Here is a 25,648-nt window from a genome sequence, read left to right as displayed (position 1 = left end):
GGCGAGTTGCGATCATTGCACAGACCGCCGAAGGCGTCAGCTTCAAAGCTGTTTGGACAAAAACACCCGGCTGCTGCCTTCGGGCTGACAGGGTATTTCACCCAACCGCACCCACCCCTGTTTCTCGTAAAACCCCGGTGCCTGAAAACTCAAGGTGTACAGCACCGCATGCTGGCAGCCCCGGCGCCGCGCCTCGTCTTCGAAGGCCTGCAGCAACTGGCTGCCCAGGCCCGAACCGCGCAGGGCGTCGGGCAAGTGGAACAGGTCGAGGAAGGCCATGCCCAAGGTGGTTTTGCCCGTGATGCCACCCAGGATTTCCTGAGTGTCCGGGTCTTTGAGCAACACCATCAACGGCCGACGATCATTGCCGCCGGTGACGGCCTCATTGAACGCGGCAAGGCCATCGCCCAGCAGGCGCTCGGCGTCGGGGTTGGGTTGGTCGCTGATTTCAATCATGCTCATGCGTTCTCGCTCCTCAAAGCCGCTGGCGCACCATATGCAGCAGCCGTTCACCCACCTGATCAAACCCTTTGTTTTGCGCCACTACCTGCGCGCCTTCCATCAGCAGAGACAGCTCCTGCGAGCGGCCGAAGGTGTGGGCCGGGTCCGTCTAGCGCTTAGAACACCCTCCACGGAGCCTAACACCGTCAGCGACTCACACTCGCTGCCAGCCGCCCATGTTGTCGGCCTTGATTTCGAAATCGATGGCTTCGCGGTAAGCGTCGCCAAGATTGGCGTGCAGCCCCCCGCCGAGTGCTTGGGTAGGCTGCCATGTTTGTGTCTCTGGATCGAACACTTCGGCATCGTCACCGGCAGTGTCATCCATCTTGTTGCGCAAGGGCGTGTCGCTATCAATTCGGTGTTCGAGGCTGGCCCAGAGTTTGGTATTCGAATTGACCAGCGGGAAATCTGCCTGGTTTTCCGTCTTGCCCCTTGGGGACATGCTTGTATGCGAGGCCTGGGGCTCGCGATCCAAGGGAGCACGGTGAGCTGCTTCATGCATGTGTTGGATGTGCGAAGGGGGAGTGTAGGGTGTACGGGTGATTGGAAACATGGACGTACCTCGGCGATCTTTAAGAAAACGTATCGCCAGAACCTGATCCGGCGATTCCCTTCGAAAACTACAGAGCCCTGCCAAGGCATTCAATAAGGTGATTTTTTGCAGATGTAACTGCTCAAAACTGCTGGTGACTGCGTTCATGTAACGATGGGTGCGGTCTATCGGCCGTGGCTCAAAACCGCGTATGACGTTTCAACTTGGCTGTCAGAAAAGGCAATAGAGGCGCGCTTCTTACCTGTTGCAACACAGTTGCCCGTTCAATGATGGCTGACGGGGCTAAATCCCGTTACATAAACACGACCAGAAAGTTAACGGCCTAAAGGCCCATCACCATCTCATGCCACGCCATCCCGCCATGCTCCGACGGCGACGGCTGCACATAGCCGTAACCCATGCGCGTATACAACGGCACATGCTGCTCCTTGCACATCAAATGAATCGTTTGCTTGCCCATCGCGCGCATGCGCTGCACAAACTCAGTCATCAGCAGTTTGGAATAGCCCTTACCCTGCTGCGCCGGGTCGACCACCACCGACATGATCACCACATTCGGCGCCTCGGCCGCATGCCCCACCAACTCCTTGAACGCCTCATCCGACATCACCACCTGATGGGCGCAGCCACAATTGATAAACCCCACCACCGCGCCATCCGCCTCCAAAATCAAAAAGCCCTCGGGGTACTGCGCAATACGCGTGGCGATCTTCTCCAGCGTCGCCGCTTCATCGCCTTCGTAGGCGCTGGTTTCGATTTCAAAGCAACGCGCGGCGTCGGCGGGTAGGGCGTTGCGGAAGGTGAGGGCGGGCATGGGAGGTTCCTGGGGCATTAAGCGAAAGGCCACATCATAAAGAAACATCCAGTGCCTGACACAGATTGTGATGATGGCAAACAAGCTCACCGTGGCGAGGGGGCTTGCGCTAATGCCAGTCAGTTAAGGCATAGCCGGTAATTGTGGTGAGGGAGCTTGCTCCCGTTGGACTGCGTAGCAGTCCCATTTTTGGGGCCGCTTCGCGCCCCAGCGGGAGCAAGCTCCCTCGCCACAGAAGCCGGGTTTTCCAACAGCCATTTCCGCCAATAAAAGAGGGGAGTGTGAATCGAGCATCACGCCTATCACCGCGTACCTTAGTCGAGAATACAAGCGCCAGTTTGGCGAGCCGCCTAGAAAGAACGTTGTGAACATCAAGACCGCCAGGCAGTAGCCGCCCCAAAAACCAGAAAACCCGCCAAAGCGGGTTTCCTCACAGCTCACATCACCTCAACTCACAGCAGGCACATCAAACCCGCGCCGCTCCATCACCGTAAACACATCCGACACGTCCTGGATCATGATCCGCGCGGTATTGGCGACGGTATTAACGTCATGCTCAGCATAGTCGGACACATTGGAACAGGCCATCAGGTGAAGGTAGGCGAGGGCCGCATTGAGACGCTCGCTGGCGCAGGCATGGAGCTCGCTGAGCGGGGCGTCACTGTCGATGAGCAGGACAGGGTATTCGGTTGCGGTTTGGGACATGGGGGTGAAGCGGCGGGGCGGGTGTTGAATTTTCAAGGTAGAAATCCCTAAGAAAGAAAAATATTAAATAGCCGTAGAACAAGGCATCACCGGGAATCGGCTCTGTCTGGTGTAACGGTTTTTGGTGTGATTCTTTTTTAGGGCTGCGAATCCCATCGCCGATCAAGCTGGCGATGGGGTGGACTATAGTTGGCGAGTTTTGATGAGGCAACGGGGGGCTGTTGAGGTTCTGGGTCGGTTTGCGGAAGCAGTGGCTATTTTGATTGCCCTGTAAATCTGTATTGATGTGCTCTATGCCGAAGGTTTACAGCAATGTGTGCTGAGGGTGGGATTGGTGTACGAGAGGGCTCCTTCGATTTCGTCAGAAATTTCTGACTGTCTTTTAGGGCGGTCTGGTTGGACTCACAAACCAAACTCACGGATTTGCGTGTGCCTAGCCAGTCATTTTGTAGTGGTCTAATGAAACCGGACACCCATTTAGGCGAGAATGCTCGCCAGATCGAGGTGTCAGATGACCAAACAACGCCGCTCCTTTACTCCTGAATTCAAGCGCGAGGCTGCCGACCTTGTGCTCAAACAAAACTACAGCTACATCGAAGCCAGCCGTTCACTCGGCATTGGTGAATCGGCATTGCGCCGCTGGGTTGACCAGATTCAGAAAGAACATAAAGGCGTTACCCCGCAGAGCAAGGCACTGACTCCGGAACAGCAAAAAATTCAGGAGCTGGAAGCCCGGATTGCTCGGCTTGAGCGAGAGAAATCAATACTAAAAAAGGCTACTGCGCTCTTGATGTCGGAAGATTGGGAAATTGCAACCCATTTGACCAGCCATTTGCATTCGACTTGACCAGTCGTTTGCATCGGAAGTGACCAGGCATTTGCATTGGACTTGACCACTCGCCTAGCGAGTCATTTGAAAGGCTAAAGCAGCGGTACTGGTGGCACTGTCTGTGGCGCGCCATCGATGATGCACATCCATCCCCAAGTTCTCAGTGCCGACGTCTTCTTAAACTCCTCGACCAGCTCGGCCGCAATTTCCCCTATGTCCGTCCGCAACTCGAACTGAGGGCGCATTGCGTGCAAAACGTCAATTCCCATGTCCCCGGCAAGCAGCTTGCACATCAGCTTATTACGAAGCTTCCAAGGTAGGGCTTTTCCGCGCCTTTCCGGATGCTGGTAAACCATGGTGTTCAAATGCGCCGACGCGTGGATGTAGTCAGCGCTGCTCATCCAGATATGCAGATGGGCAGGCACTCCAAGGGGTAGGACGTTGAACACGAGCCAATCGATTAGGCCAACGGCAACACCGCGCGCTTGAAGCTCCATTGCCAGCATCAGAAGTACTTTGTGCAAGGTGCCTGCTGCCTTGATAGCAACGGTTTTTCGACCTAGGAGATCTGCTTCGACCACTATCGCGATCAACGCAGCGAGGGCATCCAAGCTTGCCCTGCGTTCGAGTTTTTCGAGTAGAACTTGAGTGATTGGTTCGCGCTGAACACTGTCCCAAATCATGTTGCTGGTGCTGCGATAAAGCACCAGTTGGACATCGGTATTTAACGCACGGAAGTAGCTGTCGAAGCTGATTTTCTGTTGCCGGGAGATCAGCTTCATCAAAGTCCATATGGGATGATTCAGGTCGCGGGACGATCCAGGTGCTAGCAGTTCCACCCTACTCAAGGTCTTGGCCTTGGGGGAGATCATTTTCTGTTCGTACCTAGACCACTTGCTTCGGTAATGCCGGATCGTGCCATTCGTATTTCTTCGAAATGACTCTTTTTCGAAATACAGCTCAAGGGCATAGGCAGTTTTGAGGCCTGTCCGCTGCCTCAGTCCTTCGAACCAGTAGCCCACTGCGAGCATTTCCACTGTGTTGCTTCGGGGGCGGCTATTTTCCGGAATTTGTTCGCGCAAGCTGCCTGCGAACTCCGAATAAATGTTTGCAATTCTCTTAAAATCAGACACTTAAAAATCCCCGAACGATCTTTGTACCGTAAAAAATGTAGAAGTCTTACGGCTGGAGCGCAAGGGGGCGGTTTATTACTATCAACTGTGACCAAACCGGACATTAAGTGCGATGCGCGAGCCCCTTGAAATCCAATTTCTGTCATTCGAATTAGAGCTCGACCTCAAACAGCGATATGGCCTGATGGTGGGTGGCAGCGCGCTGTGGAGAGAGTTGGGTTACACATCGTACGACGCGTTTCGTAAAGCTAAACAGCGAGGGACAATTGAGGTGCCGCTATTTGAAGTGCCTAATCGTCGGGGGTTCTTTGCTCTGTCCAAAGAGGTCGCTTGGTGGATTGCTACGCAGCGCTGCGCACGGCAGCAGGCCGTATGAACTAAGCATATGAGGAGTATCACAATGAGATCAGGATAGGAGCTAGCCGGTGGATTTGGAGCACAAAAAAGCCCAGGGGTGGAGCCCTAGGCTTTTTTGATGGTGTTAGGTTTCAGCCCTACGCGCCGTCATTCTGTGTTCCCTCGCGTTCGGCGTCAAGTCGATCACATTCCGTTTGTCTGCAATTTTCACACGGCGCGACCTGTGAGGTGTTCACACACCTGTCGCGAGGAGAACATATGAGGCTGCCAATAAGTACGCAGCGCGAGGTGCTACGCCTTACGAGCGACCCCAAGCTGTCGAATAGGGCTATTGGCCTATTAGCCAAAGTGTCCCATAACACTGTTCGCACCATTCGGGATCAGTTGGCACAGTGTGGACAAAGCTGGGAAGAACTGAAGCACCTTGACGACAAAGCGCTGGCGGAGCGTCTGCATACCCAGCCAAAAGTCTCATCTCAAAGGAAGGCTTACCCGTCATGGCCTGCCATCCATGAACAGCTAAAACTTCCTGACATCACCTTGGAACTCCTATGGCAAGAGTTTCGTACAAGCGAGCCAGAAGGCGTGTCTTATGCTCAGTTCACACGGATTTATCGTGAATGGGTCAATAGGCAAAAGCTGAGCATGCGACAGACTCACCTCCCCGGAGACAAGTGCTTCGTGGACTTTTGTGGCAGGACAATGCCTGTGACCAACCCGGATACTGGAGCAATCAGCCAAGCTCAGGTGTTCGTGGCAACGCTAGGTGCCTCGGGATACATTTTTGCCACCGCCGTGAGAAGTCAAACGATCCCAGACTGGCTCAGATGCAACATTCTGGCCCTGGAGTTCTTCGACGGGGTTCCACGGTTCGTTGTGCCTGATAATTTGAAGTCAGCAGTGACGAAAAACACGAGAGATGTGGTGACCCTAAATCGTGCCTACGCCGAGTTTTCTGAGCACTACGGATTTCAAATTTACCCCGCCAGACCGCGTAAACCGCAAGACAAGTCGCTAGGTGAGATTGCTGTTCAACTGGTACAAAGATTCGTTCTCGCAAGGCTGAGAGCGAGCACCTTTTTTTCCTTAGAAGAGCTCAACGAGAAAATCAGCTACTGGGTTGATGAGCTAAACAGTCGAATCACTCGAACGTACCCTAAGAGCCGAACCAGCCGCTTCCTTGAGCTTGACTATCCAGCCCTCAAGCCGCTCCCAGAACATAAGTACAGCTACAGCAAGTGGGTGTATCAGGTTAGGGTAGGCAGCGACTACCACGTACAATTTGAAGAGCACAGCTACTCGGTTCCTTACCACTTCGCGAATCTTCTTGTCGATTTGCGCGTGCGAGACGATTGGCTCGAAATCATTCATCAGCGCCGTCTCATCGGCTCGCACAAGCTCAATCGTCAGCGGGGCACTAGCACTCTCAAAGAGCACTTGGCCCCGAATCACAGATATTTCCAGGACTCCCAGCCGGAAGCTCTGATTGTCTGGGCTGAGACTATTGGGCCGGAAACGCTCCGTTTCGTGAAGGACAACCTCAACCTGCGGAAAGATTTCTCGACCGGTTTGAAGGTCGTTGTTGGCCTGAAACGTGACGTTCGCAAAGGGGCAATCACACCGTCACGCCTTGAGTCCGCGTGCGGCTATGCGAATAGCTTGAACATCCTAAGTTCTGAGCGGCTGCGTTCGATCCTTCGGAACGAATCTGACCTGCGCCCCAACTACCGAAGATCCGCCCCCTTGGTCGAACACGCCAACATACGTGGTGCTGAATACTACGCCTCACAGGGAGATGAGCCGCTATGAAGTCAATCCTCGATACTGCCCAAAACCTTATGTCTCTTGGTCTGCACGGGATGGCAGCAGCCTACGAGCGTCAGCTTGAAACACCGGCGCTGCTGAAAGAACCATTCGAAACAAGGCTTGGTTTAATGATGGATGCCGAAAATAGCGAGCGTGAGAGCAGAAAGGTTGGACGTTTGCTAAAGAACGCAAGGCTTCGTGAGAATGAAGCCACAATAGACAGCATTGAATTCAAGGCGTCTCGAGGCATAGACCGCAATACGGTCATGTCCCTTGGTGAGTGCGAGTGGTTAGCGCGACGTCAGAATGTGATCATCACGGGCGCTACGGGCACTGGCAAAACCTGGCTCGCTTGCGCACTCGGAAACCAAGCCTGCCGCCTTGGGCGAGCGACGCTGTATCGCACTGCCACGAAGCTTTTTGAAGAAATCTCACTTTCTTACGCTGACCACACCACGCCTAAACTACGTCGGCATTTGATCCGCGCAGAATTATTAGTCATAGATGATTTGGGCATCGGTGGCATTGACGCCCAGTTGGGCCCGTTCCTCCTGGACGTTATCGACGAGCAGTCACAGAACGGCTCATTGTTGATTACAAGTCAGTACCCTAAAGAAAAATGGTATGACCTGTTCTCCGACCCCACGATTGCCGATGCAATTCTTGACCGTATCGTTCACAAGTCCCACGTTATAGAACTGAAAGGCGAATCAATGCGAAGGATCAAAAGTCGCAAACGGTTGCAATAGGATCCGGTGTTTATCCAGGTGGGCAATACGAATGCAATTGGTCAAATTGAATGCAAGCAGTTGGTCAAATGCAACGCAATCACCTGTTTTTTCAATAATGTATAATTGGCGGGATTAAGATTTTTGCTATGCTCTTTGAATCATCCTACCTTAATCAGATCTGAGGGTTGAAACCTTTAGTAAGTCCCAGCCCCAGTGCTAGCCCTATTTAAATTTAACAGTCCAGAGGTGATCCAGCTGGGTTGTGCAAATGGGGCTTAGCATCTGGCGCTTCATACCCCAGTATGGCGTTATGGGAACATCTCAAGAGCGTACGGTGCCTCGGCCCCATTTTACGTTGATCTGATCCATCATGCTTTGTGAGGCGCAGCGGCCGCACGTTGGCGGAACTATCAGGTAGTTAAACTTCTAGTTTGCGCCACTGACAAAGCCAGGGCGCATGCTAGCCTGTTAATTAATGAGGTTACGGTTTAGCAACGTGCCAGACTTGGTTGACACCGTCGCCGGTTGTATCCCCTGGCTTGGTATCTTTGACCCAGCTGTAAAGTGGCATGCCTTTGTAAGCCCATTGTTTTGTGCCATCGTCTCGAGTGACGACAGAATAATCATGATCCGCTTTGGCGTTTGCCGACACTGCCAGAGGTGGCCAGTTTGCAGCGCATGGCCCAGTGCAGACCGACTTGCCCGAGGTGTCCTTACCGAACGTGTACAGAGTCATTCCTTTCGCGTCTACGAGTACTTTTCCCTTGTCTGTTTCAGCAACCTTGACTGGCGCGTCGGCGAACGCAAAACCAGATATGCAGCAGACGGCAACAGCAGCGGTGAGGATCATTTTTTTGAACATACGTATTCCTTTGGTTTTTGTGAATTTTTGTAGGCTCGCCTGCTATTTGAAATAGTACGCGACCAGACAGTAGACGAACGCCAGACAGTTCTATTCCAGTTCCGTAAAAAACTTCCCAATATTATGTTTTACCGGAACCCTGATCTTTCCCCCCCTGTTGATCCAATGGCGTTCTTATTTGAGCAAAACGACGTTCACGCTCAAGCATCACGAGCTTGGGCGCCTCACTCCACAGCCGAAGTTCAGGGCTGACCCACCAAGCTACAACGAATGCAGAAACGATCAGGGTCATCACAATTACCATTGAAGCAAACATGATTCACTCCTGCTCGGTAGGTTGGTATAGCGTACGCAAATAGGTAACTACAGCAGTTCGTTGTTCGTCCGAGAGCACTGCTTTCCAGGGAGGCATTGCCGTACCTGGTATGCCTTCACGCAAGACGTTCTCCAGATACGCCGTGTTGCCTTTCTTCTCCCAGAAGTTCGCGGGGCGTGGGGAGAGCCCGCGAGATGCAGGCCCATTGCCCTGGCCACTGGCACCGTGGCAGCTAGCACAATTGGTGGAAAATAGAGACTGCCCAAGCGCTACGTCGCTAGACGGCAAGGCGCGCTCGTCCGCTGTATGCAGGCTTTGCACATAAAGCGTGAGTGCCACCAGCGTTGAGTTATCAAGGTCTCTCCAAGCGGGCATTGCTGTCCCGGGCCTGCCGTTCCACAAAACATCGGCTAAATGCCGGGTTGTAAATTGTGCATCGCGCAGGTTAGCCGGACGTGGCAGCAACGTCGGCGCCGCTAAGCCATCACCTGTTCCACTCGGACCATGGCACCCGGCGCAGTTCTCCGCGAAAGCCGCTTGTCCCAGACGTAATGCGATCGAGCGGTCATTTGCGTTAGTAGGTATCACAAAGCCAGGCACTGGCCCATCCAAGCGAGGTCGCGCGGCGATTGCATCTTGGCTTACATTGAGTGACGCCGACATTTCTTCATCTGCCATGCTGTCGTGCGACATCGCGTTACTGCTCTTCTGGGTTGATTGTTGAGCGTCAACCTGCGCCTGAAGCGGATCGTCATAACCCGAAACTTTTCTAGCTCTACCAAGCGTCTGTAAGTAGGCAACGAGGTCAATTCCATCCGATGTCGGTTTGTTGGCATCACCTTTAAACAACCAGGGATAGCCAGGCATTACAGAGTCACGAACGACATATCGAGGATTGAATAGGTGGGTCAGATGCCAATCATTACTTCGTACCTCGGTTTCCCGAGCTAAATCAGGACCAATGCGGCGAGTCCCCCAGAGTTGTGGGTAGTCGTATTTCGTTTCCCATGCTTCAGTGGGCGCCCCCCAGCGACTGACGTCCTGAGCTACGAATCGTACTTGTTGAGTATGACAATAACCGCACCCTTCGCGGGCATATACAATGCGCCCTCGTTCTTCTTTCGCGGAATACTGTTGCATGTTGGCAGGTGCACGGGCCTCGATTTCCTTTTGCAGTTGCTTCCCAGGCAATATCCCGAGCAGCATAAACGACAAGATAAAGAAGCCGATACCGGCTACAAATATGATCAGATAGGCGCTATTGAACAGGCGATGCTTGGTAACCGTTTGCATACCTTAAACTCCCGCTAACGTAGGGTGAATGACGGGAGAGGTACTTACGGCAGCACCGTTGTTTCGGGCTCCTGTAGTTAGGCCCAGGAAAAACGCGATGAAGCCTGCCAGAATCGGCAATCCGCTTAGGTCTCTGATCCACCAGTACGCCAGAGATGCGCGTACAGAGTCCATCCACGGCGCGGTGGTTTCCCATATTTGTGCCTGTACCAAACCGCCGGCCGTTAGTGTGGTGAACATGGCCAGTAGGCCGATAGTTATCAGCCAGTAAGCCCAATTCATCGCCGCTGCGCTGTAGCGGTTGTTTGGTATACGCTGCCAGGCATGGGCAATCCCGCCAGCGGCAACGAAGGTTGCAAAACCCAGCATCGCGAGATGCGAATGGCCAATTACCCAATCGGAAAAGTGAGTCAATCGGTTGACCGGCATCAGAGCCTGGAACGCGCCCTGCAAACTGACGATTAAATAGAACACCGTGCCCGTCCAGACAAACCTCAGAGGGACATCGCTTGCGACTGTCGAAGCTTGGCCTCGCAGTGACATCAGTTGGTTGAATACAACTAGTATCACGTCCATGCCCAAATACACGGAGGCGATAATGGCCGCCTTCTGCGCGTCCATGGGGATAGCCGAATAGACGTAATGGTGAGTGCCATTGAGCGGATAAAAAAAGAATAGAAACCAGAAACCGATCATTGACAAAAAGTGGCTATAGATAGGTCGATTGGTGGCGGCCGGAATAATGTAGTAAGAGATCGCAAGTACAAATGGCGTAACGAACAAACCCACTGCGTCGTGAATCCAAAGCCCGCTGAATGCAGCACCTTGCGCGCCGGGGATAAATGCAGGCGCGAAATTTCCTACTGGATATGCAAGCAGCGTAAATACGGCTCCGCCGATCAGGTACCAAGCCGAAATATACAAGCCTCCTCGTTGCCGCTTAAGCAAGAAAGGCCCCGCGAATTGGGCACATACCAAAATCAGACCGAGTACTACCACTAGGTCCACGATCATTGGGAACTCCGCCCATTCTAAAGACTGTATTGCGAACCATGGGCTATCGAGCCCGAGGGAAATAAGTAACCATCCGGGCAAAAGGACACCAAGATTCCAAATATAGAAAATGACCCAGCCCAATCTGCGACTGAACACCGGGCGATCAGCCAGGCGCGGGACCATGTGGTAACAGAACGCAAAGAAAGCATTGGCAAGCCAACCAAAAAAAATACCTTGTGTGTGATCGAACCTCAGGCGACCCCAGGTCAGCGCTGCGTGGCTACTCAGCAGATCGGGCATTGTCAGCTTCAGAGCAACAAGCAGGCCCGCAAGAGCTGATAGAAACAGTGTGATCACTGCTGCATAACCGTGGGCTTTGATAAGATCGTAATCAATGCGCGGCAAAATATCCGAGGGTTGATTCGCGTCTAGAGCATGCTCTGTTCCAGCTATCAGTCTACTCATGGCTTAGCTCCTTCAACGAAACGGTTTTGGAGCGGCTTAGAATCCATGCTGCCGTTCCTGATCGCTCCTCCGGCGTCAGTGTTATGTCCGTAGGCCCTGCAGAATAACCATCCCATCCTGGTTGGGGATGGGAAATGGCAGCGACCATGACAGCCAATGCTTCGTGATTAAGCGGCTTCGTCCCAATTACAGATTTATATCGTGCAAGGACTGCATTCCAGCTAGGACCTACCGAACGTTGAGTCGCGTCATGACACCCTGCGCAACGCTGTTGGACCACAATTGCGCCTGCGCCGACCAATGCAGTGGTCAACTCGACCTTATCTGTTGAGTCCACTCGCGACGGGAGAGCATCTCCTCGTCGGGTGATATCCGAGGCGCCGTGGGTGCCGATGACCTTCCAAGATATCAACGTGCCGAGCGCCAATACACCAATCAACATAGCCAATGCAGTTCGGGAAATCCCATGGGCCGATGTGTCGCGAACAGGATCACTCATGGTGTCTCCTTGCCATTGAAGAACATCAGATAATCGATGATTGGTTGTACGGCTTCGTCGGGGATGGGCGCTCCATATTCGTCGCGCATTTTGGCGACCTCAGCCGCCCAGGTTTTACGCGGAAATGCAGGTTGGTTGGTAACGTAACGAGGAGAATGGCAGATCACGCATTGTGCCAGAAATTCGCTGCGCCCCGGACCGTCCGGCAAGTAGGGCTCGTCGTGGGGAACAGTGATTGAGTGCACGGGAGCACCAAAATCGACCTTCGGTTCCTCGGCCGCAAAGGCGCTTGGTATCCAAATAGGTAGGCTACACATCAAGGCAAAAAAGAGCATTCTAGGCTGGAGAAATGTCGTCATCTCACACCACCATTCCAGTGGTTTGTTCGATAACCCGGCGCGCATAGCCTCCCCGATTCCACTGGGTGGTCAGTTGACCTTGCCCGGCGCGGTTGGTGGCGCGGACCTTGAACGTGTATCGGCCTTTGTCAAGGGGGGTCCATACGAAGCGCCACCGACGCCAAGAGAACCGGCCGATCTCGGGGTCGAGCGTCGCATCTGCCCAAGTACGCCCGCCGTCAACTGAAACCTCAACCCGAGCGATACCATCGCCGCCATCATTGGCTAAGCCCTCTAGCATGTATGGATGATTTACAAGCAATAGTTCTTCGGGTTCTGGACGTACGAATACGGAGTGAGTGACAAAGCGGTTGATGGGTACCGTTTTCTTGGAGAGGTTTCCTGGCTCCTCGTTGATCTCTGGATTATCAGGAATTCGGTAGGCTTGGTTCATCCAAATATTGCTTAAAGGTTTATCTAGCACCTCAATGTGAGCCAATGATTTAATCCAGTAAGTCGCGTACCAACCGGGTACCACTAAGCGCAATGGAAAGCCATTGAGCATCGGCAGTGGTGCGCCATTCATTGCGTATGCAACCATCACATCACCATCATTGGCATGGTCAAACTTCAATGACTTCACGATCTTTGGCAAGCCTGGCATTGGCGACTCATCCAGCCCAGAAATTGCCACCTCGACTGCTCCTGCTTTAACACCTGCACGATCAAGGAGGTCCTTGAGGCGAACGCCTGTCCACTGTGCATTTCCCATCGCGCCAAATTGCCATTGCCCACCAGGAGGTTTAGGACCAAACAAGCTTCTGGCATTGCCTGAACATTGGTTCATGGCCACCAGTGTCACGGGCTCGAACTCGTTGACCAAGGCATCAAGAGAAAAAGACTGAGGATTGGCAACCTGGCCATCGAGACGCAGTCGAAAGGTTCGCGTATCGACCTGAGTTGGATACCCCGACAGATGCCACCGAACAAAATAGGCTTCGTTAGGCGTCAGGTCCTGGCGAAAATAATGCAGCGGCGTTTCCAACTGCGGCGGACGATCAGTAATCAGAATCAGTCCCGTTTTCTCTGGAAAACGTACAAGGCGTCGTTCGGACTCTGCGGATTCGATCCTATCTAGTTGCGCCAAGTCCGTTCCAGAAAGGGCTTGGCGCGGAAGCAGGCTAGCGAGACCAGCGCTAGTGGCCAACCCGAGTAAACGACGGCGATTCATCATCCAGAACTCATCACTTCCATTCATTATTATTCACCAGGTCGTGGAGTATCAGCAGGCCCTCGAGAAGGCCTGCGTTGTTTCGATCAGTCAGCCTTGAGCGTCGATACCACCTTGTTGCTGGCGAGATCGACGGTGGAGATGCTCAGGTCCTCGTTGAGGACATAAGCCTTCGACTTGTCTTTGGTGAAGACAATGGCCTGGCGGGGTGCCTTCAAACCGGTCACAGTGGTCGTCACTTTCAGCGTTTTGGTGTCTATCACTGACAGGGTGTTGTCACCCAGGTTACCCGAGTAGACGTGCAGTCCGTCTGGAGTCAGGGCTGCACCGTAGGGGTCTTTGCCCACCATAACGGTGGTTGTGATAGCGCGTTTTTGAGTGTCGACAACTGCGATGCTGTTACTGCCGCTGTTAGCCGCGTACAGCGTATTGCCGTCGGCCGATATGGAGATGGCGCGCAACTTGTTGAAGCCAGTGATCTCACCTTCGATCTTATTGGTCTTGCTGTCGACCAGGGTGATTTTGTCGCCAAGAAAGTTGGTGACATAGACGGTTTTGCCGTCAGGGCTTACTCGGATGCCTTGGCGCGGTTGGGAGAAGCCAGGTACCACAGCTACTGGTCGTTGGTGATCAAGGTCAATAACCGACAAGGTGCTGGCGGCCTCGTTGTTGACGTAGAGCAGGCTCCCATCCTTGCTGAGCGTGGTACCAAAAGCACCTGCACCTAACGGAAGATCTGCGATGACTTTTAATGTTTTGGTGTCGATCTTACGAACGACCCCTAAGCTGCTGTCGGAAAGGTAGAACACATCGCCGTTTGGAGAAAAGACAATGTTGCGTGGCGTGATATAGCCGGTGAGAACCTGACGAACCTTGCCGGTTTTCAAGTCGTAGACCACCACGTCAGGACGCTGACTGTAGGAGACTACGGCTGTCGATTCGTCAGGGCTGACAGCCAGTGAGTTGTTATGAATATCACCATCGAAGGTCCAGCGATCTTCCGCTGCCGACGCACTCATTGATGCGGCGAGCGCGATACCCAACGCCAGTGCAGTCACTGTTTTCTTGATCACATTCATCAGAGGTTCCTCACAAGGGGCAGCCAGGCGTGAGATTGCGCCTTGGCAAATGCAGCTCGCTGATTGCTGCTAGACAATGAGTTGACCTTAAGCGCTTGGGATAAATTCCGAAAACAAGTTGTTGTGGTAGTAGTTACCTACTTTTCAAATAGATTTCGTTAGCTTTGGCTCGCAAACTGAGTGCAACTTTGCCAGAACCGTTCAAGTCCGGACGAGATGAATTTTTCCCGGTGGCGGATCAGAAAAAAGCGCCGGCTCAGCCCAGGCAACGCATGCGGCAGTTCAATCAGGTCTTGAGAAGTCAGCAGATCCCGAACGACCCTGCTCGACAGGCAACTGATGCCGATGCCTTGTGCAAGGACGTGTTTGATGGCTTCTGAGCTGCCGATCTGGCGGGTTTCAGCGAGGTCGTGCAGGTGACGCAACAGCAACTGTTCGACTTCCTCCCGAGTGCCCGAGCCAGGTTCGCGGAGAAGCCACTCAGCAGTACGCAGGTCATCAAGGGTGACCTGCGACTTGAGTGCTAAAGGGTGACGTTGGCCCGCTACAATGAGCAGTTCATCTACAAGCCAAGGTTCGGCACTCAGTTCGGGCAAGTGGCACGGTCCCTCAATCAGTCCCATATCAATCTCGAAATCTGCGACCTTCCGGGCGATAGCCATGCTGTTGGCCATATCAACATCGACCCGCAGGTGCGGAGCCGATTGGCGTAACTCGCCAAGTATCAATGGCAAAACATAGTTGCCTATAGTGGTACTACAGCCTACCCGCAAGCGAGTCTTCAGCTCTGCATGCCCTGGAAGGAAGCTGTTTTCTATCTGCAACGCGTTCTCAAGCATGCTTCTGGCCTGGGGCAGTAATGCTTGGCCGTTATTGTTTAACACCAAGCGTTTGCCTACGCGATCGAAAAGCCGGGTATCCAAGGCGCTTTCCAACTCGTTGAGTGCGGCGCTGGTGGCCGATTGCGAAAGTGACACAGCGATGGCCGCGCTGGTGGTGCTGCCCTGTTGCGCAATGGCGCAGAAGATTTGCAATTGACGTAGGCTTAACTTCAATTTTCTACCTCTTTAACAGGTAACGTAAACCTATACTATCCGTTTAGCCGCTAACCTCATCAAGCTATACTTCAGGCAAGTCACATTGAATGAACACTGAAGCGGGAGCGCGAAAATGAGTGATACACGACTCGCAGCGATTATGGGCGGCAGCCATCCACTGGCAGCATTGTCCAATCCACGAGAAGCGATCCGGCAGTTCACACCTAACTGGTTCGCCGCCACGATGGGCACCGGGATTCTGGCTCTGGCTTTGGGCCAACTGCCATTTGCCGCGCAGTGGCCCAAAGTGTTAGGTGAAGCCTTGTGGTTTTTCAATATCGCGTTGTTTTGCCTCTTTACGGTGTTGTACGCAAGCCGCTGGGCCCTGTTCTTTAATGAAGCCAAACAGATCTTCGGTCACTCCACCGTGTCGATGTTTTTTGGAACCATCCCCATGGGGCTGGCGACAATCATCAACGGATTTCTCCTTTATGGCTTGCCACGCTGGGGGGATGGGGTTGTCGCTTTAGCTGAAGTCCTGTGGTGGATCGATGTCGCCATGGCGTTGGCGTGCGGGGTTCTGATCCCGTTCATGATGTTTACCCGCCAGCAGCACAGTATCGACCAGATGACAGCAGTATGGCTGCTACCTGTGGTTGCGGCCGAGGTAGCCGCCGCCAGTGGTGGGCTACTGGCGCCGCACCTTGCTGATGCGAGTGCACAGTTCACCCTGTTGATCACCAGCTACGTGCTATGGGCATACTCAGTGCCCGTTGCCTTGAGTATTCTGGTGATTCTGCTGCTGCGCATGGCATTGCATAAATTGCCTCATGAGAGCATGGCGGCATCGAGCTGGCTTTCATTAGGGCCCATTGGTACTGGTGCGTTGGGGATGCTGGTACTCGGCAGCGACGCTCCGGCGATCTTCGCCGCTCATGGAATGGCCGGCATCGGAGGCGTTGCCGAGGGCATTGGCTTGATCGGTGGTGTGCTGTTTTGGGGGCTTGGATTGTGGTGGATGGTTTTGGCGCTGCTGATTACCGGTCGCTACTTCAGGGAGGGTATTCCTTTCAACCTCGGCTGGTGGGGTTTCACCTTTCCGCTAGGCGTGTATGCGGTGACTACCCTTAAATTGGGCTCCATGTTGCACCTCGCGTTCTTCAATTTTGTGGGCGTGGTACTGGTATTGCTGCTTGCGATCATGTGGATCATCGTCGCGGCCAAAACTTTGGTAGGCGCGTATCGCGGCAACTTGTTCATCTCGCCCTGCATCGCCTCGCTGAACAAGATGAGCAAACCCTGAACCTTTGGCTACTCAATCGACTGTTTGGCGTCACGCAGCGTGGATAGGATGCGTTGCCGAACACTCGGGTGAGTGCAAACAGAAAGCGGGCTGGGGTGTGGCATCTCGAGCAATGAGATATCGGGAAAGGCGTGTCGAACCCGCAGCATCGCCTGCTGAGCGACACGTCCGGCAAATACGACAGTCGCGAGATCAGGAAAATGCGGAAGCAGCGTGATTAGCTTCTCAATTCCCTCCTCAATTTGCGCCCTGCGGAGCGACGCCTTGGGCTTTTCAAGATCGGGCAGCCAAGGATATAGATTCCAGATAACGGTCTCTCGGCGTTCCAACCCAACCTGTTCCATGAAACTTTTGAGGTTGCGTTGTGCAGGCCCCGGATTGTCTCGTGAGACATACCGTGCACGACTGACCGTTCGCGCGGGTGACTCTAGCAATATCAATATTTTGGCGTAGACGCCGCCATCCAACGGATCGAAATACGGCAAGGTTTTGTCGCCCGTGGACTGGGAAATCACCCAGCGCGTCAGTTGCGCAACGTTCGGCATCAGCAGAAAAATTTCTCGCGCTTCAAGCGAAATCCCGAGGGGGGCGGTGCCTTGGTGAGTCGACACTGACAAGACGCTTCCTCTATTGATACGAAATTGCCATTAGGAGGCCACGATATGTTCGATCTTCAAGCTCTTGACCTCGCGCGAATGCAGTTCGCTTTCACCGTTTCATTCCACATCCTGTTCCCGGCAGTTACCGTCGGGCTGGCTGCTTATCTAGCAGTGTTGGAAGGTCTTTGGTTGAGGACGCATGACAATACCTATCGGACCTTATACCACTTTTGGATCAAAATCTTCGCAGTCAACTTCGGTATGGGTGTGGTGTCAGGATTGGTCATGGCGTATGAGTTCGGTACCAATTGGAGCAGATTTTCGTATTTCGCCGGCCCTATAACGGGGACCCTACTGACCTACGAGGTACTGACGGCTTTCTTTCTTGAAGCTGGATTCTTGGGTGTGATGCTTTTTGGTTGGAGTAGAGTCGGCCGTGGCCTACATTTCTTTTCTACCGTGATGGTGGCCGTTGGCACCTTGGTTTCCTCGTTCTGGATTCTCGCCTCTAATAGCTGGATGCAAACCCCACAGGGCTTCAAAATTGATCATGGTCAAGTGATTCCGATGGACTGGCTGAAGATTATCTTCAATCCGTCTTTTCCTTACCGCCTGGTGCACATGTCGATTGCTGCCTTCGTGGCAACGGCGTTCTTTGTCGGCGCTTCAGCAGCCTGGCACCTGTTGGGAGGTCGCGATAACCCGGCCGTCCGTCGAATGTTATCAATGGCGATGTGGATGGCGTTGATTGTGGCGCCGATACAAGCCGTGGTGGGCGATGCTCACGGGTTGAACACTTTGGAGCATCAGCCGGCAAAAATTGCGGCAATAGAGGGCCACTGGGAAAACGTGGGCAATGAGCCGACGCCGTTGATCCTGTTTGGCTGGCCCGATATGAAGGCTGAGAAGACCCGGTTTTCCGTCGAGATTCCCTACTTGGGCAGTTTGATCCTTACCCACAGCCTGGATCGTCAGATTCCTGCCTTGGCATCCTTTGCGCCGGAGGATCGCCCCAACTCGACTATCGTGTTCTGGTCGTTCCGTATCATGGTTGGCTTGGGAATGCTGATGATTTTCACTGGACTGTGGAGTCTATGGTTGCGAAAGCGCGGCACGCTCTACCGGTGCCGCTCGTTCTTATACTTCCTGATGCTTATGGGGCCGTCAGGGCTGATCGCCCTATTGGCCGGCTGGTTTACCACTGAAATCGGTCGTCAGCCTTGGGTAGTGTATGGACTGCTGCGCACTGCCGATGCTTCGTCGAACCATAGCGTGGCGCAGATGAGCATTACCTTAGTGCTGTTTGTCCTGGTTTATTTCGCGCTTTTCGGAACCGGCTTGGGCTACATGATGCGCCTGGTACGTAAAGGACCCCAAAATCACGAAGGCGACGCGCTTAGCCACGGTGGGCCTGGCCATCTGCGAACACCTGCCCGTCCTCTATCTGCCGCCCACGGTGGCGATGCTGATAGCCATCACAAGGGGCATTGACTCATGGGCATTGATCTTCCGCTGATTTGGGCCGTGATCATCATCTTCGGCATCATGATGTACGTAATTATGGACGGCTTTGACCTAGGGATTGGCATTCTTTTTCCTTTCATGAAGGGCTCGGGCGATCGCGACGTAATGATGAACACGGTCGCGCCTGTCTGGGACGGCAACGAAACCTGGCTCGTGCTTGGCGGCGCGGCGTTGTTCGGCGCCTTCCCGCTGGCCTATTCGGTGGTCCTGTCGGCCCTGTACCTGCCGCTGATTTTCATGCTGTTCGGGCTGATTTTCCGCGGCGTGGCCTTCGAGTTCCGTTTCAAGGCCACTGACGAGAAGCGCCACATCTGGGACAAGGCCTTTATCGGCGGCTCCCTGGTGGCGACCTTCTTCCAGGGCGTGGCGTTGGGCGCCTACATCGACGGCCTCCCGGTGGTCGATCGCCAGTACGCCGGGGGCGGCCTAGACTGGCTGACGCCGTTCAGTCTGTTCTGCGGCGCTGCGCTGATAGTTGCGTATGCCTTGCTTGGCTGCACCTGGCTGATCATGAAAACTGAAGGCGTGCTGCAAAAAGCCATGCATAACCTGGCCCGTCCTTTGACGTTGGCACTGCTGGCTGTGATCGCCGTGGTCAGCTTATGGACGCCGCTCGCCCATGGCGATATCGCTGCACGCTGGTTCTGCCTACCGAACCTGTTCTGGTTCCTGCCGGTGCCAGTCCTAGTGTTGGTGACTATGTGGGGGTTGTTCAGGGCCGTGGCGAGCAGTGCTCACTACGCGCCTTTTATCTTGACCCTGGTATTGATCTTTCTGGGTTACAGCGGCCTCGGCATCAGCCTGTGGCCGAACATCGTCCCACCGTTGACGTCGATCTGGGATGCCGCAGCCCCCCCGCAAAGCCAAGGTTTTATGCTTGTAGGTGCTCTGCTCATTATCCCGATCATTCTGGGCTACACCATTTGGAGCTACTCCGTGTTCCGAGGAAAGGTTAACGATCAGGCAGGCTATCATTGAGTGAACTGACACCCTTTAAATGCCTCGGGAATCTCTAGTCCGTTCAGGAATGCAGTCCTTGGGTTACTTCGCCATCAGTGACATTATTGCAGTGCTTGGAGCGTAGCTCGGTACACAGGTGGCCACATCCTTTAATGTGGCGAGTGGTCCCCCTTTTTTGGTTTATACGTAGCTACCGATTTGCGAATCTCTTCTCGGGCCTCATCTGCGCTCCCCCAACGGCCCATCTTTACCCACTTACCCGGCTCCAATGCCTTGTAGCTTTCGAAGAAGTGCTGGATCTGTGCGAGGAGTAATGCAGGGAGGTCAGAGAATTCCTTTATGTTGCTGTACACAGAGCTTAGTTTTTCATGAGGCACCGCGATCACCTTGGCATCCGCTCCAGCTTCGTCCGTCATGTACATCACGCCAACCGGGCGACTACGAATGACAACGCCAGGCGATACCGGGTAAGGGCAAATCACCAAGACGTCCAACGGGTCTCCGTCATCGCTCAACGTATTTGGAATGAACCCGTAGTTGGCCGGATAGAACATGGGCGTGCTGAGGAAGCGGTCTACGAAAATTTGTCCACTCGGCTTGTCCACCTCGTACTTGATCGGCGAGTGGTTTGCAGGAATCTCGATAACGGTGAAGAAGTCATCGGGGATCGCGTTACCAGCTGGAATATCCGTGTAGCTCATGCTCATATCTCCAAGCGTCTAGGAAAGGCCAATGCCACTGACGTTTTTGCCAACAGCGATATGTGGTTCGTTTTTTACGGTAACCAGTACAACAGGTTTACCGGCTATAGGCCGTCAGCGCACGAATGCATCATGTCCTGCATAAAACGCATGGCTGCCAAGATGCTCTTCTATTCTCAGAAACTGATTGTATTTCTCGACCCGCTCCCCTCGACATGGAGCGCCCGTCTTGAGATGGCCAGTACCCATGGCAACAGTCAGATCTGCGATGAAGCTGTCTACAGTCTCCCCGCTACGATGAGAAACCATAGCTCCCCAATTTGCCCCGTAAGCCATTACGATGGCGGCTTTGGTCTCAGTCAGGGTTCCGATTTGATTGGGTTTAATCAGTACAGCATTGGCGACGTTTTCTTTGATGCCTCGTTGAATCCGTTCGACGTTGGTGACAAACAGGTCATCTCCAACCAACTCGATCCGGTTACCCAGCGCAGCATTCAATTGCTTCCAGCCCGACCAATCGTCTTCCGCGAGGCCATCTTCCAGTACCGCAATCGGGTACTTGTCGACCCAGGAGGAATAGAGACTAATCAGCTCTTGAGCATCGACCTTACGACCTTCAGAGCGCAGATGGTAAAGACCGTTCTCATAGAAACCGCTGGATGCTGGGTCGATAGCGATCTCGATCTGAGATCCAGGGGTATAACCGGCCCTTTCAATTGCCTTAATGATCAGCTCAATGGCATCTGAGTTTTTCTTGAGCGTCGGCGCAAAGCCGCCTTCATCTCCGACCGCTGTTGAGTAGCCGGCGTCCTTAAGCACCGCTTTCAGCTCGTGGTACACCTCAGCGCCCCAACGCAAGGCTTCCTTGAAACTGCCAGCCCCTGTAGGTGCAATCATAAATTCTTGGAAGTCAGGGCCTTGCCAGTTTGCGTGAACACCGCCATTGAGAATATTGAACATTGGGACGGGCATTCTTGCTGCTTGCTCGCCGCCCAGATATTGGAACAAGGGCACTTTCATCGCAGAAGCCGACGCTCTGGCTACGGCGAGGCTGACGCCCAAGATGGCGTTTCCTCCAAGCCTAGACTTATCAGGTGTTCCATCCAGCTTAATCATCAGATGATCAATCTGTTCCTGGTCAACTGCATCCTGGCCTCTCAGAGACTCAAGTATTTCGGTATTCACATTGCTAACGGCCTTTAACACTCCTCTGCCGGAATACCTCTTTGGATCATGGTCACGCAACTCAACAGCTTCGTGAGCGCCTGTAGAGGCACCGGACGGGACTGAAGCCCGGCCCAGTGTTCCGCACTCCAAGGTGACGTCGACTTCAACGGTAGGGTTACCGCGTGAATCGAGAATTTCACGTGCATGAATAGCCTGGATTTGCGTTTTCATTGATTTTCTCCAAGGGACGATTCGGGAACGTCATTAACCATGTGAATAAGTCGAGAGGCCTCGATTTCGGAAGTCAGCTCTCCATGAGTATTCTGAACAGCTGCACTGCCGACACCGCAATTGCGGGAACCAAGAAGCCTCCAATAATTAGCTCAGGAATCTCTCCCACCAAGGGCATGAATTGCCCTCCCTTTGCCATCTGGAAAAGCTCCAGCATTTGGTTTGACGCAACCATCACAGAACAGCAGTACGCAGTCTGGGCTTGTAGCATGGCCCGCCTTTGATCTAGCAGATGAAACGTCAGCAACGACACTCCAATGCTTACGATGAAAAGCGCGACGAATTCATAGACGGATCCTGTAAAAAGCCTGCCCATCACAAGCCCGAATACGATGCTCAGCATCACTGCGCTCATGTGGTATCCCATTTCTCTAAAGTGGTTTTGATGAGCCGACGTCGGTGAGTTCCATTTCGCAATCTCATCTTTGGATTGCCCACCACCATCGCGCTCGTAACGTTCAACGTTGCTGTGCTCTCAGCTCGTAGCCAGGTACGCAGGTGATGGTCACGTCTGCCTTGCAGGATTTCTCACTGGGCATGCGCATCGTGACCAAGGCGCCTTCGAGCGAGGTGACGATGTACCAACCCTCGCTCGATACCTTTTGGCTGCCTGCAATGCCCGCCAAAAAAAGCGCCCAAAAAACCAGTCCTACGAGGAGCGGCCTGTTGTCACGAGCCCAGTTGACGGGGGCTGGCTGTGGACGCAGGTTATAAATTCGGTACATGGCGTTTATCCTTTTTACTGGTTGTCCAACAAACCGTGGTTTTCAGCTTTTCGCCTGGCCCACTCGACCGTACTCGATGGGCAATTTGATAAAGCTCAGCGAAAACGCCTCCTTGGCCAATGCTTCCAGCAACTTCTCGCACCCGGGCTCATCAGTGGATATCGTCACTGTGACCGGATGATCAGCACCGCTGAGGAAATGCGCGGTATGCAAATGTCCTAAATGATCCAGGCCTTCCGTACCGCTCACCAGCGTCGCTCCCAACATGCCCTCTCGTTTGGCGAACTCAACCAGCCACTCCCCGAGTGGAAGATGCTGGTAGTTGGTACTCTGTTCAGTGAAAAACGTCAGTTGAAAGCCATTCATGGCAACATCCTCTAATGTGGCGAGAGCGACCAACGGTTAGTCGGCTATGCCTCTTCATTTGCGAACTGTTTCTTCGAACTGAATTACAAGGCTTCACTGAGCGGTAACTCGCATAAGAGAAGAACTGCTCGCACCTTGCGCAACTCGTCAGCGTGGTCGCGCAGGAAGGTGCGCAGCTTGACCTCTGTATCCAGCAATTCCAGACACTGCGGATGACGCATATCACCAAGCTCCGGGTGATGATGGGAAATGCGATGGCCCGTCAAATAGCCCGCAGAAATCGGTTTGAGCATGACCTGATCAATCTTGGCTTTCTGCGCGACTTTAAGAAGGTGTTGGGCAAGTGCGGGCGCACTCAGGTGATGCCAGAAATTTGTAACTCGAGCCCGACTAGCGCCAGGGAAATAGAGCTGCAAAGCTGTCAGGCGATCTTGGCGATGTTCGGTCATTTCTCTTCCCCAATAAAAGTCACTTTGCGCTCGCTGGCGGATTCACTTTGAGCATGAAATTGCTTGATATCGGAGAGCCGGATTTCCTTCGGCAGAGGACGGTGATGCTTGCTGTGACCGACGCGCTGGGCGTGATAGATCCCGGTATGCCCGGATACGAGGTAACTTGCGATACAGGCAATGGCTGCAAGCGGAGCAATTTCAGGCCCGAAGAGCTCCATGGCCATGACAATGGTTGCCAGTGGCGTATTAGCTGCACCAGCGAAGACAGCGACAAAACCGATACCAGCCAGCATGCCGAAGGGAAGATGTAAGAGGGGCGCTAGCGCGTTCCCCAAGGTGGCTCCAATGTAAAACAGCGGAGTGACTTCGCCGCCCTTGAATCCAGTCCCCAGGGAGACAACGGTGAACAACATCTTTCCAAGCCAGTCCCAAGGAGCCATTGGCATTTGAAAGGATTGGACGATGCTCGGAATCCCCAGTCCGATGTACTTATCGACATCGGTGTAATGGTTGCTACCAAGCGCCCACACTGCCACTGCGATCAGAAGGCCGCCGGCGAATGGTCGTAATGGCGAATAGGAGATAAGTCGTTTAACGAAAGCCCCTAGCTTATGGGTGGTCGTCGCGAATAGCAGGCCAGTGAGGCCGAAGATAATCCCAGCGGCGACCACAGCCATGACGCTCCAGAGCTGCACGGGAACCACTTCGCCAATGACGTAATGCGTATGAACCACTCCCCAGGCTTTCCCCACCTGGTCAGCAACGATTGCCGCAACCACGCAAGGGAAAAGCGCGTCGTAACGCATGCGTCCGATGGCCAACACTTCAAGTCCGAACAAAGCCCCGGCAAGAGGGGTGCCGAAGACGGACGCAAAGCCAGCACTGATACCGGCCATGAGAATCACCCGGCGATCTTCGCGGCGTAGCCGAAAGACATGCGTCAATTGATCCGCAAGAGCGCCGCCCATCTGCACCGCCGTTCCCTCACGTCCCACAGATGCACCGAAGAGGTGGGAAACCACGGTTCCGATTAGCACCATCGGCACCATGCGCAAGGGAATAGTCTTTTTAGGATCGTGGATCTCATCGATGATCAGGTTGTTTCCGGCATCAACTGGTTTGCCTATCAGGTGATACGCAAGTCCCACGGCAAAGCCAGCAACTGGCAGGAGCCAGAGCACCCAGGGATGGGCTTCTCGCCACTGGGTGGCATGATCCAAAGAAAGGAGGAATAACGCAGAGGCAGAGCCTGCCAAAAGAGCTACAAGACCAGCAAGCGCAAGCCATTTCGCAATATAGGGCAGTAAGTCGAGTTGTTCAGGTCGTCGAAATTTAGACATTTGGCCAGCCACAAAAATGTAAGTGGGCCTGACCAAAAAGGGGATTCTGGGCGCGAACGCCTACAGACCTGGTTGATCAGGTTTCTGTAGGCATCATCAGCTGCTACGGGCACAGCGGTTGGTTAATGGAGGAATGCCATCTCCAATGAGCCGATCTTAGCGAGCTCTGTCCAAAATGTAAAATCGTGTTTCGGAGCACGAGGCAAGCGTAGGCGTCTTCGAGTCACCGCTTATGAAAGCAGGCCAGACTAGGTGACTTCTGTTCCGGCGAAGCCCATCTCAACTGGGGTTTTTATGTAAAATAACGAGATATCTTCAAGCTCCAATCGCTTGAATAACTGCACAGATTCGTCCTCGGTAATGGCCATACGAATTTCGGTAGGCTGATCCGCTAGTTCAAAAAAATGCGAGGAATGCAGCCGGCCGGTATGCCCAAAGCCTTCGATACCTGTGGACAGAGTCGCACCCCGCAGTCCCATTTCTTTCGCCAAATCAACGATCCAGTCGCCGAGCATCTTTCCCTGATAGCGACGATTCTGTTGAGTAAAGAAAGTGACCAGAAAACCTTTCATGTTCCTCTCCTAAGCGCGTGCTGATTATTTGATAGGACAGAAGCCCGGCAGCCGTCATTGCCACCCGGGCAGGATTCACACTGGCATCATGCGCACTGGTCAA

Annotated in this window: 30 protein-coding genes, 1 pseudogene and 1 riboswitch; of the genes and pseudogenes, 7 read left to right on the top strand and 24 right to left on the bottom strand. The window is 53.6% G+C overall.

All coding sequences use genetic code 11. The annotated features are described in order from the left end of the window. Positions 1 to 42 precede the first annotated feature (42 nt). The 4 genes from HX790_RS01090 to HX790_RS01075 form a co-directional block, all read right to left on the bottom strand. The gene (locus tag HX790_RS01090) at positions 43 to 462 is read right to left on the bottom strand and encodes a GNAT family N-acetyltransferase (RefSeq protein WP_176991133.1); all 420 of its coding nucleotides are present in this window, start codon (positions 460 to 462) and stop codon (positions 43 to 45) included. A gap of 193 nt (positions 463 to 655) precedes the next feature. After that, complete coding sequence (locus HX790_RS01085; RefSeq protein ID WP_176991132.1) at positions 656 to 1,201, bottom strand: hypothetical protein; 546 nt, start codon at positions 1,199 to 1,201, stop codon at positions 656 to 658. 175 nt (positions 1,202 to 1,376) lie between these two features. Further along, positions 1,377 to 1,868 (bottom strand): GNAT family N-acetyltransferase, encoded by a 492-nt coding sequence (locus HX790_RS01080; protein WP_017139679.1) that lies wholly within the window; start codon positions 1,866 to 1,868, stop codon positions 1,377 to 1,379. A 447-nt stretch (positions 1,869 to 2,315) separates the two neighbouring features. Then, positions 2,316 to 2,573: a hypothetical protein gene (locus HX790_RS01075; RefSeq protein ID WP_017139678.1), complete on the bottom strand. Its 258-nt coding sequence runs from the start codon at positions 2,571 to 2,573 to the stop codon at positions 2,316 to 2,318. Between the two features lie 511 nt (positions 2,574 to 3,084). Here HX790_RS01075 and HX790_RS01070 point away from each other — a divergent pair. Beyond that, positions 3,085 to 3,377 (top strand): annotated as a pseudogene (locus tag HX790_RS01070) (transposase); the annotation flags it as partial. Positions 3,378 to 3,494: 117 nt separating this feature from the next. Here the strand turns inward: HX790_RS01070 and HX790_RS29480 are convergent. Continuing rightward, positions 3,495 to 4,535: a hypothetical protein gene (locus tag HX790_RS29480; protein WP_012723149.1), complete on the bottom strand. Its 1,041-nt coding sequence runs from the start codon at positions 4,533 to 4,535 to the stop codon at positions 3,495 to 3,497. 112 nt (positions 4,536 to 4,647) lie between these two features. Between HX790_RS29480 and HX790_RS01060 the strand changes: the two genes are divergently transcribed. The 3 genes from HX790_RS01060 (at position 4,648) to istB (ending at position 7,447) form a co-directional block, all read left to right on the top strand. After that, positions 4,648 to 4,911 carry a hypothetical protein gene (locus HX790_RS01060; protein ID WP_012723150.1) on the top strand — a complete coding sequence of 88 codons (264 nt, stop codon included), beginning with the start codon at positions 4,648 to 4,650 and terminating at the stop codon, positions 4,909 to 4,911. A 239-nt stretch (positions 4,912 to 5,150) separates the two neighbouring features. Next, positions 5,151 to 6,701 (top strand): IS21 family transposase, encoded by a 1,551-nt coding sequence (gene istA, locus HX790_RS01055; RefSeq protein ID WP_032657045.1) that lies wholly within the window; start codon positions 5,151 to 5,153, stop codon positions 6,699 to 6,701. After that, on the top strand, positions 6,698 to 7,447 hold the full coding sequence (gene istB, locus HX790_RS01050) for an IS21-like element helper ATPase IstB (RefSeq protein ID WP_012723152.1): 750 nt from the start codon (positions 6,698 to 6,700) through the stop codon (positions 7,445 to 7,447). The genes istA and istB overlap by 4 nt, the downstream gene beginning before the upstream one ends. Positions 7,448 to 7,651: 204 nt before the next feature. Here istB and HX790_RS29760 read toward each other — a convergent pair whose 3' ends face one another. From HX790_RS29760 to HX790_RS01000, 10 genes are all read right to left on the bottom strand, one after another. After that, positions 7,652 to 7,741 carry a DUF4113 domain-containing protein gene (locus tag HX790_RS29760; protein ID WP_311138688.1) on the bottom strand — a complete coding sequence of 30 codons (90 nt, stop codon included), beginning with the start codon at positions 7,739 to 7,741 and terminating at the stop codon, positions 7,652 to 7,654. A gap of 169 nt (positions 7,742 to 7,910) precedes the next feature. Next, a complete protein-coding gene (locus HX790_RS01040) occupies positions 7,911 to 8,291 on the bottom strand; it encodes a hypothetical protein (RefSeq protein ID WP_012723153.1) in 381 nt (126 codons plus the stop codon). A gap of 121 nt (positions 8,292 to 8,412) precedes the next feature. Then, positions 8,413 to 8,607: a hypothetical protein gene (locus HX790_RS01035; protein ID WP_032657047.1), complete on the bottom strand. Its 195-nt coding sequence runs from the start codon at positions 8,605 to 8,607 to the stop codon at positions 8,413 to 8,415. A gap of 3 nt (positions 8,608 to 8,610) precedes the next feature. Continuing rightward, the gene (locus HX790_RS01030) at positions 8,611 to 9,900 is read right to left on the bottom strand and encodes a cbb3-type cytochrome c oxidase subunit II (protein WP_012723154.1); all 1,290 of its coding nucleotides are present in this window, start codon (positions 9,898 to 9,900) and stop codon (positions 8,611 to 8,613) included. A gap of 3 nt (positions 9,901 to 9,903) precedes the next feature. After that, the gene (locus HX790_RS01025; protein WP_046722265.1) at positions 9,904 to 11,361 is read right to left on the bottom strand and encodes a cbb3-type cytochrome c oxidase subunit I; all 1,458 of its coding nucleotides are present in this window, start codon (positions 11,359 to 11,361) and stop codon (positions 9,904 to 9,906) included. Beyond that, entirely contained in the window at positions 11,354 to 11,860 is a 507-nt protein-coding gene (locus HX790_RS01020) for a hypothetical protein (protein ID WP_012723156.1), read from the bottom strand. The genes HX790_RS01025 and HX790_RS01020 overlap by 8 nt, the downstream gene beginning before the upstream one ends. Beyond that, positions 11,857 to 12,219 (bottom strand): hypothetical protein, encoded by a 363-nt coding sequence (locus tag HX790_RS01015; RefSeq protein ID WP_224265906.1) that lies wholly within the window; start codon positions 12,217 to 12,219, stop codon positions 11,857 to 11,859. Before HX790_RS01015 ends, HX790_RS01020 begins: the two co-directional genes overlap by 4 nt. A 1-nt stretch (position 12,220) precedes the next feature. Continuing rightward, positions 12,221 to 13,456 carry a molybdopterin-dependent oxidoreductase gene (locus tag HX790_RS01010; RefSeq protein WP_103388956.1) on the bottom strand — a complete coding sequence of 412 codons (1,236 nt, stop codon included), beginning with the start codon at positions 13,454 to 13,456 and terminating at the stop codon, positions 12,221 to 12,223. A 59-nt stretch (positions 13,457 to 13,515) separates the two neighbouring features. Next, positions 13,516 to 14,508: a beta-propeller fold lactonase family protein gene (locus HX790_RS01005; RefSeq protein ID WP_012723159.1), complete on the bottom strand. Its 993-nt coding sequence runs from the start codon at positions 14,506 to 14,508 to the stop codon at positions 13,516 to 13,518. Between the two features lie 158 nt (positions 14,509 to 14,666). Further along, positions 14,667 to 15,563 carry a LysR family transcriptional regulator gene (locus HX790_RS01000; protein WP_012723160.1) on the bottom strand — a complete coding sequence of 299 codons (897 nt, stop codon included), beginning with the start codon at positions 15,561 to 15,563 and terminating at the stop codon, positions 14,667 to 14,669. A gap of 115 nt (positions 15,564 to 15,678) precedes the next feature. On the opposite strand from HX790_RS01000, the gene HX790_RS00995 reads away from it, so the two are divergent. Next, complete coding sequence (locus HX790_RS00995) at positions 15,679 to 16,848, top strand: TDT family transporter (RefSeq protein ID WP_012723161.1); 1,170 nt, start codon at positions 15,679 to 15,681, stop codon at positions 16,846 to 16,848. Between the two features lie 8 nt (positions 16,849 to 16,856). Here the strand turns inward: HX790_RS00995 and HX790_RS00990 are convergent, their stop codons facing one another. Then, positions 16,857 to 17,465 carry a uracil-DNA glycosylase gene (locus tag HX790_RS00990; protein ID WP_012723162.1) on the bottom strand — a complete coding sequence of 203 codons (609 nt, stop codon included), beginning with the start codon at positions 17,463 to 17,465 and terminating at the stop codon, positions 16,857 to 16,859. A 45-nt stretch (positions 17,466 to 17,510) separates the two neighbouring features. Here HX790_RS00990 and HX790_RS00985 point away from each other — a divergent pair, with 45 nt between their 5' ends. Then, positions 17,511 to 18,938 carry a cytochrome ubiquinol oxidase subunit I gene (locus tag HX790_RS00985; RefSeq protein ID WP_012723163.1) on the top strand — a complete coding sequence of 476 codons (1,428 nt, stop codon included), beginning with the start codon at positions 17,511 to 17,513 and terminating at the stop codon, positions 18,936 to 18,938. Between the two features lie 3 nt (positions 18,939 to 18,941). Beyond that, positions 18,942 to 19,949 (top strand): cytochrome d ubiquinol oxidase subunit II, encoded by a 1,008-nt coding sequence (cydB, locus tag HX790_RS00980; protein ID WP_012723164.1) that lies wholly within the window; start codon positions 18,942 to 18,944, stop codon positions 19,947 to 19,949. A gap of 131 nt (positions 19,950 to 20,080) precedes the next feature. Here cydB and ppa read toward each other — a convergent pair whose 3' ends face one another. From ppa to HX790_RS00940, 8 genes are all read right to left on the bottom strand, one after another. Further along, positions 20,081 to 20,632, bottom strand: coding sequence for an inorganic diphosphatase (gene ppa, locus HX790_RS00975; protein ID WP_012723165.1), 552 nt, complete (start codon positions 20,630 to 20,632; stop codon positions 20,081 to 20,083). Between the two features lie 114 nt (positions 20,633 to 20,746). Continuing rightward, a complete protein-coding gene (gene eno, locus HX790_RS00970) occupies positions 20,747 to 22,030 on the bottom strand; it encodes a phosphopyruvate hydratase (RefSeq protein WP_012723166.1) in 1,284 nt (427 codons plus the stop codon). A 73-nt stretch (positions 22,031 to 22,103) separates the two neighbouring features. Beyond that, complete coding sequence (locus HX790_RS00965; protein WP_032657050.1) at positions 22,104 to 22,445, bottom strand: hypothetical protein; 342 nt, start codon at positions 22,443 to 22,445, stop codon at positions 22,104 to 22,106. A 103-nt stretch (positions 22,446 to 22,548) separates the two neighbouring features. Next, positions 22,549 to 22,815: a hypothetical protein gene (locus HX790_RS00960; RefSeq protein ID WP_012723168.1), complete on the bottom strand. Its 267-nt coding sequence runs from the start codon at positions 22,813 to 22,815 to the stop codon at positions 22,549 to 22,551. Between the two features lie 42 nt (positions 22,816 to 22,857). Beyond that, on the bottom strand, positions 22,858 to 23,181 hold the full coding sequence (locus tag HX790_RS00955) for a DUF190 domain-containing protein (RefSeq protein WP_012723169.1): 324 nt from the start codon (positions 23,179 to 23,181) through the stop codon (positions 22,858 to 22,860). 83 nt (positions 23,182 to 23,264) lie between these two features. After that, positions 23,265 to 23,630, bottom strand: coding sequence for a hypothetical protein (locus HX790_RS00950; RefSeq protein ID WP_012723170.1), 366 nt, complete (start codon positions 23,628 to 23,630; stop codon positions 23,265 to 23,267). Then, on the bottom strand, positions 23,627 to 24,973 hold the full coding sequence (locus HX790_RS00945) for a voltage-gated chloride channel family protein (protein WP_012723171.1): 1,347 nt from the start codon (positions 24,971 to 24,973) through the stop codon (positions 23,627 to 23,629). The genes HX790_RS00950 and HX790_RS00945 overlap by 4 nt, the downstream gene beginning before the upstream one ends. A gap of 80 nt (positions 24,974 to 25,053) precedes the next feature. Next, positions 25,054 to 25,126, bottom strand: a riboswitch (Fluoride riboswitch). Between the two features lie 95 nt (positions 25,127 to 25,221). After that, positions 25,222 to 25,545: a DUF190 domain-containing protein gene (locus tag HX790_RS00940; protein WP_012723172.1), complete on the bottom strand. Its 324-nt coding sequence runs from the start codon at positions 25,543 to 25,545 to the stop codon at positions 25,222 to 25,224. Positions 25,546 to 25,648 lie beyond the last annotated feature (103 nt).

This window comes from Pseudomonas sp. IPO3747 (genome assembly GCF_013385245.1).
Classification (GTDB): Bacteria; Pseudomonadota; Gammaproteobacteria; order Pseudomonadales; family Pseudomonadaceae; genus Aquipseudomonas; species Aquipseudomonas edaphica.
Note: the sequence above shows the minus strand (reverse complement) of the source record. Positions and strands in the feature narration are given on the sequence as shown.

Coding starts and splice junctions, on each gene's coding strand:
- HX790_RS01075 (WP_017139678.1), bottom strand. CDS start 2,573: ATGTCCCAAACCGCAACCGAATACCCTGTCCTGCTCATCGACAGTGAC.
- HX790_RS01080 (WP_017139679.1), bottom strand. CDS start 1,868: ATGCCCGCCCTCACCTTCCGCAACGCCCTACCCGCCGACGCCGCGCGT.
- HX790_RS00940 (WP_012723172.1), bottom strand. CDS start 25,545: ATGAAAGGTTTTCTGGTCACTTTCTTTACTCAACAGAATCGTCGCTAT.
- HX790_RS01035 (WP_032657047.1), bottom strand. CDS start 8,607: ATGTTTGCTTCAATGGTAATTGTGATGACCCTGATCGTTTCTGCATTC.
- HX790_RS01090 (WP_176991133.1), bottom strand. CDS start 462: ATGAGCATGATTGAAATCAGCGACCAACCCAACCCCGACGCCGAGCGC.
- HX790_RS01010 (WP_103388956.1), bottom strand. CDS start 13,456: ATGAATGGAAGTGATGAGTTCTGGATGATGAATCGCCGTCGTTTACTC.
- istB (WP_012723152.1), top strand. CDS start 6,698: ATGAAGTCAATCCTCGATACTGCCCAAAACCTTATGTCTCTTGGTCTG.
- HX790_RS00985 (WP_012723163.1), top strand. CDS start 17,511: ATGTTCGATCTTCAAGCTCTTGACCTCGCGCGAATGCAGTTCGCTTTC.
- HX790_RS01085 (WP_176991132.1), bottom strand. CDS start 1,201: ATGAACGCAGTCACCAGCAGTTTTGAGCAGTTACATCTGCAAAAAATC.
- ppa (WP_012723165.1), bottom strand. CDS start 20,632: ATGAGCTACACGGATATTCCAGCTGGTAACGCGATCCCCGATGACTTC.
- HX790_RS00955 (WP_012723169.1), bottom strand. CDS start 23,181: ATGAATGGCTTTCAACTGACGTTTTTCACTGAACAGAGTACCAACTAC.
- eno (WP_012723166.1), bottom strand. CDS start 22,030: ATGAAAACGCAAATCCAGGCTATTCATGCACGTGAAATTCTCGATTCA.
- HX790_RS01005 (WP_012723159.1), bottom strand. CDS start 14,508: ATGAATGTGATCAAGAAAACAGTGACTGCACTGGCGTTGGGTATCGCG.
- istA (WP_032657045.1), top strand. CDS start 5,151: ATGAGGCTGCCAATAAGTACGCAGCGCGAGGTGCTACGCCTTACGAGC.
- cydB (WP_012723164.1), top strand. CDS start 18,942: ATGGGCATTGATCTTCCGCTGATTTGGGCCGTGATCATCATCTTCGGC.
- HX790_RS01040 (WP_012723153.1), bottom strand. CDS start 8,291: ATGTTCAAAAAAATGATCCTCACCGCTGCTGTTGCCGTCTGCTGCATA.
- HX790_RS00960 (WP_012723168.1), bottom strand. CDS start 22,815: ATGTACCGAATTTATAACCTGCGTCCACAGCCAGCCCCCGTCAACTGG.
- HX790_RS00950 (WP_012723170.1), bottom strand. CDS start 23,630: ATGACCGAACATCGCCAAGATCGCCTGACAGCTTTGCAGCTCTATTTC.
- HX790_RS01060 (WP_012723150.1), top strand. CDS start 4,648: ATGCGCGAGCCCCTTGAAATCCAATTTCTGTCATTCGAATTAGAGCTC.
- HX790_RS00995 (WP_012723161.1), top strand. CDS start 15,679: ATGAGTGATACACGACTCGCAGCGATTATGGGCGGCAGCCATCCACTG.
- HX790_RS01030 (WP_012723154.1), bottom strand. CDS start 9,900: ATGCAAACGGTTACCAAGCATCGCCTGTTCAATAGCGCCTATCTGATC.
- HX790_RS01025 (WP_046722265.1), bottom strand. CDS start 11,361: ATGAGTAGACTGATAGCTGGAACAGAGCATGCTCTAGACGCGAATCAA.
- HX790_RS00945 (WP_012723171.1), bottom strand. CDS start 24,973: ATGTCTAAATTTCGACGACCTGAACAACTCGACTTACTGCCCTATATT.
- HX790_RS00965 (WP_032657050.1), bottom strand. CDS start 22,445: ATGAGCGCAGTGATGCTGAGCATCGTATTCGGGCTTGTGATGGGCAGG.
- HX790_RS01015 (WP_224265906.1), bottom strand. CDS start 12,219: ATGACGACATTTCTCCAGCCTAGAATGCTCTTTTTTGCCTTGATGTGT.
- HX790_RS01020 (WP_012723156.1), bottom strand. CDS start 11,860: ATGAGTGATCCTGTTCGCGACACATCGGCCCATGGGATTTCCCGAACT.